This window comes from Desulfonatronospira sp. MSAO_Bac3 (assembly GCF_003838035.1).
In the GTDB taxonomy this organism is placed as follows: Bacteria; Desulfobacterota; Desulfovibrionia; order Desulfovibrionales; family Desulfonatronovibrionaceae; genus Desulfonatronospira; species Desulfonatronospira thiodismutans.
Map to the genome: position 1 here is coordinate 1 of NZ_QYZY01000177.1, position 6087 is coordinate 6087.

General features: G+C 49.2%; 6 protein-coding genes. 1 reads left to right on the forward strand and 5 read right to left on the reverse strand.

Annotated elements, in window-relative coordinates:
• Positions 1 to 515: 515 nt before the first annotated feature.
• The 4 genes from D5S03_RS05875 to D5S03_RS05890 form a co-directional block, all read right to left on the reverse strand.
• Positions 516 to 1631, reverse strand: a complete 1116-nt coding sequence (locus D5S03_RS05875) for an ATP-binding protein (protein ID WP_040418161.1) — start codon at positions 1629 to 1631, stop codon at positions 516 to 518.
• Positions 1632 to 1729: 98 nt separating this feature from the next.
• Complete coding sequence (locus D5S03_RS05880; protein ID WP_040418163.1) at positions 1730 to 2056, reverse strand: hypothetical protein; 327 nt, start codon at positions 2054 to 2056, stop codon at positions 1730 to 1732.
• A 226-nt stretch (positions 2057 to 2282) separates the two neighbouring features.
• Complete coding sequence (locus D5S03_RS05885) at positions 2283 to 2795, reverse strand: hypothetical protein (protein WP_008869698.1); 513 nt, start codon at positions 2793 to 2795, stop codon at positions 2283 to 2285.
• A 147-nt stretch (positions 2796 to 2942) separates the two neighbouring features.
• Positions 2943 to 3392, reverse strand: coding sequence for a rhodanese-like domain-containing protein (locus D5S03_RS05890; RefSeq protein WP_008869699.1), 450 nt, complete (start codon positions 3390 to 3392; stop codon positions 2943 to 2945).
• Positions 3393 to 3814: 422 nt separating this feature from the next.
• Here D5S03_RS05890 and D5S03_RS05895 point away from each other — a divergent pair, with 422 nt between their 5' ends.
• Positions 3815 to 5647, forward strand: coding sequence for a VTT domain-containing protein (locus D5S03_RS05895; RefSeq protein WP_287042998.1), 1833 nt, complete (start codon positions 3815 to 3817; stop codon positions 5645 to 5647).
• Positions 5648 to 5751: 104 nt separating this feature from the next.
• Here the strand turns inward: D5S03_RS05895 and D5S03_RS05900 are convergent.
• The coding region (locus tag D5S03_RS05900) for a hypothetical protein (RefSeq protein WP_287042999.1) at positions 5752 to 6087 on the reverse strand (336 nt) is incomplete at its 5' end.

Below are 6087 nucleotides of genomic sequence, written 5' to 3' on the forward strand. Positions count from 1 at the left end.
ACAGGTCTGGAACAGACAACGGATTATGCTGACCGGGCAGGCGCGGACGAAGCCCACCTGATTATCTTTAACCGGGACAGGAATGTTTCCTGGGATGATAAAATCTTCAGGCTCGAAAAAATCTACAAAAATAGAAACATCACTGTCTGGGGAGCCTGACACTGAGGACAAGTGACTGAGAAACCTGCGGGGTACAGGCTAAGCTTCGACTTTTGTCTATCCCCTTTATTCCGGGGAAAATTCCCCTTTAAGGGCGGTAACTGTTTTTTCAGGCATCAGGATGTGAGCCTGACTCAGGTGCAGTTCAATTTCCGGAGTTTTGTTTATGATAATCATGTAGGAGTTTCCTTAGTACCCGCCGCACATGATGCGTTGTGTTATTTCGATATGAGTCCTATGTTGATGGGTGCGAATGATTTGAATGAATCGCGTTTTGTGCAAGGTTAACGAGAAAGGATGATCTTGACATCCCCCTTTTTTTTGCTGCTGCATCAATTTGTTTAAGGGTCATCTTATCAGGCAGTGATAATCTCTCCATGCCACAAACGATTCAGAAAGTCCTCCCAATGTATAGCCTGGATGTTTCCCTGCCGGGTGGCAACCCCGTCCTGGCTGATCAGAAAGAAATCCTGATATATCCCTTCCTCGGCCAGCGCTTTCAGACCCTTGAAATCCTTGGGCGTAACCCGCTCAGTTGCCTTTACTTCAACTGCTGTAGTTTCTCCAATGAGAAAATCCACTTCATGGCCATGAGTGGAGCGCCAGTATGTTAAAGGAAGTTTTGTCCTGCTGTAGTTCAGGTACGCCCTGATTTCCATGCCGATAAAATGTTCAAAACTTTTGCCATATAAATCCGAGTTGCGATCAAGGGACCTGGTGCCTGCAAGGGTGTGAACAAGCCCAGGATCAAAAAAATAAAACTTGCCGGATTTGATTGCCTTTCTTTTTCTGGACTCAGTCCAGGCGGGCAAGAAAAAACCTACCAGAGTGTCTTCCAAAAAACCGACATGTTCCCTGACAGTTGACGCTGGCACCTGACAGTCATTGGCAAGCTTGGTGAAATTAATCACTTCCCCGCTGGACAGAGCCATCGATCGCAGAAAACGGGTAAAAGGCGGCAGGTTGCGAACCAGTCCTTCGGCCATTACTTCTTCTTTCAGGTAAGTATTGACGTAAGCGTCAAGCTCTTCTTCCGGAAAATCGCTGAGATAGACAGCCGGCAACCCACCATAACGCAGATACTGATCCAGATCAAAATTCGGCGCTTCTTTCCATGTCAGGGGAAACAGCTTTGCCTCCCAGACGCGTCCGGCAAGAAGATTGGCCTGTCCTCTGCGGAGTTTCCTGGCACTGCTGCCCGTTAACAGAAACCTGATCTGCCGTCTTTCAATGAGCCTGTGGACTTCATTTAGTAATTCCGGGATGCGCTGAATTTCGTCAATAACGATTAGCCGGTGACCCCGGGCATCAACGATGGATTCCAGATCATGTGGTGCTGCGGACAACCTTAAAAAAAACCGTGAGTCGAGAAGGTCGATAATTGTTGCTGCTCCGGATAATTGCCGCTCGACCAGGGTTGATTTCCCTGTGGCCCTGGGACCGAACAGGAAGAAGGAATTTTTTCCAACAATTTTTTTAGATCGATTAAGCGCTCTATTTGCATATCACAACCTCGATGCTGATTTTCCGTATATATGACAATTGAGCTGTGAATTTTCCGAAGTTCAACTCAAAATACATGTCTTCTTGGAAAAATGTTCTCATTTTTTTCTTCGGATAGGCGACTGCCAGGTCCTGGACAAATGGCTAAAGGACAGAAAAGAACGTATGCTGACCCGTGGACGAGATCAAGAAATACTACAGAGTTGTCACGGCCGTAATCAAAACCGCTGAAATCCAGAAGGAACCTGAGAATGTTTATCTGGAAGCAAAAAAGAGGAGTGGGGCGTAGCGTGGTGGTGTAACTTTTATTAAATCCCCAGATGGCCGCTCCAAGGGCTCCAGCGAAGTCCTGATCAGGAGGGGTGAGGATATCTGAGACAATTATTTCCTGCAAAAGACGAATTATGCAAGGTTTGTGAGCCACGCCCCTGCAAAGAGCAAAAGTATCTGTTCAGCGCTTTGGATGTGGCATGGGGACTGGCTCTTCAGTCACACCTGAAGCGTGATTGTCCCAGGAAATGAGTTCTTTTGAGCGTAAAATGATGCTCAGGTGGGTCCCGAAGTGCCTGTTCCCCGGGCCGGTTTCTTAAACCCTTGCCATCTACAAGACCATCGTCTCATTACCTGGGTGGTGCACAGATGCCTGGAAAAATCTCTCTCAATGTCTTCTGGTCCAGGACTTCATGCAGGGGGACATCCAGATCATGAATTGAGGGCGGTTCCTGGTCTTCAGCCCGGCCGGCCTGTTCAGGCTCTTCCCTGCTGTTCTGAGATTGGCTTGAAGGAGGTATAGCTTTGCCCCGTGCCGGGTCAGGCCTCATGTTCATGTTGTTTTTAATCCAGTTGTCTGTTTCATCGTGGGTACCCAGAAACAGAAAAATGAACCAGTCCTTTTCCTTGACCGCAACCATCCTGTGACCGTCTACCAGCTGAAACTTGATGCAGTTTTTAATCCTGGCCTCACCGTCCCGGCTGAGCTTGATGCGCAACTCATGGTCCAGATGGTTTTTATCCGCCAGGCTGCTGATGATCTCCCGGGCCTGGCGGGCGGCTATTGCGGATTTGTTCCCTTCGCTGTCCATCCTGTCCATTTTCTTGTAAAACTGCACCGGATCATGGATTATGGCGGCCATGCAAGCCTCCCTGCCTGGACTTGGCAATAAGAATTATGCTTATCAAGCTAAGCCTTACAGCCCCAGTGCTGTAAGAATACGCGCAGAAAGTAATTTTTTGTGGCAAGACCCGGATGTCAGCACACCCGGGTCTTGCTGTGCCTGCTCTTACGGGAAAACTACGTCTTCAGGAAACTCATCATTATAAGCTTCCTGGCCGCCTTCAAGAATCAGCAGCCTATCTTCATCGATGCCATGGTCCATGAGATAATCACAGGGCCTGGTGGCACCACTCCCGCCTCTTGGGCAAATGACTACGATATCTGCATCAGTGCCCCTGACCTTATCCAGGACCGGTTCCAGCTTGGCATAATCTTCATCTGACTCCAGAGGTCTGGCGAAAGTGGGTATGGCTTGAGGCAGATACCCTGACTCCCACTCTTCTTCAGTCTGAGAGCTGAAAACCACCAGTGAACCCTGCTCAACCTCTCCGGCATCCAGCCTTTCCTTCAGCTCTGCCGGGGAAATATAGTTGTAGCTGTCATCCTGAGTACAAGCTGTAGCTACAAATGCCAGAAAAACAACCAAACAGAATTGTGCCCATAAACATTTTCTCATTATGCCTCCATATTCAGAAATTAAAAAAATTACGGCTGCCTGCCTGCACAAGTTGTTCATATCTTGTGGAGAACATATAAATCACCTGCAACAGCCTTAACATAAAGCATTAAGTTTTAGTTTATATCCACAGCAAAAGAGTATGTCTAATAGATAATTTCTATCATACAAGACAGATTGTATTGCTTTTATCTATACGCTTTGATTTTGCTGTATTTTCGGTCCAACTATGATTTCTTCACGTGCCGTAGCAAGATATTATAGATTTTTTTGATACAAAACAGGTCAAACTATTTGAATTAACAATTTGACTGCTGATTTTTTAAGAGTAAATTTACCCGGTTGCTGAATTCTTAATAATTATTGCCTTGATTATCCATGCAGGGTGCAGACATCCGACAAATTTACAAGAGGTACTTTCCATGTCTAAAAACCTTACAAAACTGCTGATCCTGGCTGTCATCGCCTCCATTGTGGCCGCCTATTTTCTGCTGGACATTCATGCCCACCTGACCCTGGACAACATCAGGGCTTCCAGGGCCGAGTTTGAAACCCTGCTGGAAGAGCGCTTCCTGACTGTGCTGGGGATTTATCTCCTGGTATACATGGTAGTGGTAAGCCTGAGCCTGCCTGGCGCACTTCCTCTGGGACTTCTGGCCGGAGCTATGTTCGGGGCCATAACCGGAACCATAATCGTCTCCTTTGCCAGTACCATCGGGGCGACCATGGCCTGCTTCCTGTCGCGCTACCTGCTCCGGGACTGGGTCAAAAGCAGGTTTTCCGGGTTTATTGAGGCTGTGGACAGGGGGGTGCAGAAAGAGGGGGCCCTGTATCTTTTTACAATGCGCATGATTCCGGTGATTCCCTTTTTCATAATCAATCTGGCCATGGGCATCACTTCCATACGCCTGCGGACCTTTTTCTGGGTTTCCCAGCTGGGCATGCTCCCTGGCACCTTTGTCTTTGTAAACGCCGGAAGTCATCTGGGACGCATCCAGTCCACCGAGGACATATTCTCTCCAGGACTGATCATCTCCCTGGCCCTTATCGGGATTCTGCCACTGGCAGCCAAAAAAATTGTGGGTATTTTAAAAAAGAAGTACGGCTCCCAGGAAGACCATTCAGAGTTATCCGTTCCGGTAACCAACCCTGCGGTATCTTTTGCGCCGCAGGGCATGCCTTCAGAGTCTCTGATCCACCTGGCCGAGGCCAACCAGCAGGGATGCAGCAGGTGCGAGGTCTGTGTTTCACAGTGCGAGTTTCTGAAAAAATACGGCATGCCCGGGGATATCGCCCAGGGAATCCTGGATGGGAAAAACAGCACTGACCCCTTCGAATGCAGCCTGTGCGATCTGTGCGGGGCCATCTGCCCGGAAAAACTCTCTCCCGCGGATATGTTTCTGGATATGCGCCGTCAGGCAGTGCAGGAAGAAACTGTAGACCTGTCCCGCTATTCACCCCTGCTTAAGTTTGAAAAACTGGGTCATTCCAACCTGTTGTCCAGATATCCCGCGCAAAAGGCACACACTGTTTTTTTCCCGGGATGTGCTCTGCCCGGAACCAGACCGGAAATCACCTGGAGGATCTACCAGGAACTTAAGAAAGCCTTGCCCAGTCTGGATATGGTCCTGGACTGCTGCCACAAACCTTCCCATGACCTGGGGCGCGATGATTTTTTTCACAAGAATTTACAGGAAATCATGGGGAAGCTGCGTGACCTGGAGGTCAAAGAAATCCTGGTGGCCTGCCCCAACTGTTTCAAGGTGCTAAATGCCTACGCCGAGGATTTCAAAGTCAAGACAGTTTACCAAGTCATGGCTGAAGAGAACAGTTTTCAAGAGGTTGAAAAGCCGGGGAGGCTGGCAGTACATGACCCCTGCCCTCTGCGTTACCAGGACGGCATCCAGGATGCAGTGCGCCGGCTTCTAAATGCCAGGGGGATTGAAGTGAGTAAAATGAAAAACTCCGGTAAAAAGACATTGTGCTGCGGTGAAGGCGGGGCTGTCGGCTTTCACAATCCCGGGTTTGCCAGGACCTGGAGCCTCAAGCGCAAAAAAAGAGCCGGGCAGGACATGATGGTCACCTACTGCGCCGGTTGCGCCGGTTTTCTCAGCAGGCAGAGTCCCACCATACATCTGGCGGACGTACTTTTTGAACCTGAAAAGGCCTTGGCCGGCAAGAGCAGGGTGTCCAGAACCCCCATGACCTACTTAAACCGCATCCTGCTCAAAAGGCGGCTGGGCAAAAAAGGATAAAAAGGCCTTTTATTCGTAACCATTCAGGGGGGCCTCGGTGGTGATTACTGGCACCGGGCCGGTTCCGGCGTCCCACCCCCCTGAATGGGTACCATCAGTCTACTCTACAGTCTTGTCCTTTTAAATCTATTCATCAGATTTTTCCAGAAACCCTGGTCCCTTTTGCCGGCATTAATCCATTCCAGGTACTTGTCCCGTCCCTCAATGATTATAGTGTGGGCCTTACGCTTGGCCTTTACCCCCTGAGGCAGCAGCCGCATGAAACGCTCCACTTCATAGGTGTGCACTGTTTTGTCCGCATGGACAAAGATCTTATTGCCATGTTCTTCCTGGGTCAGGACCTTGGTCGCAAACAGTTCCTGCCACTCCATCTTGTCAATATCATAGAGCTTATCCACCGGGACCTGCGGAAAGTAATCCGGAACAGACCTTTCAGCAAA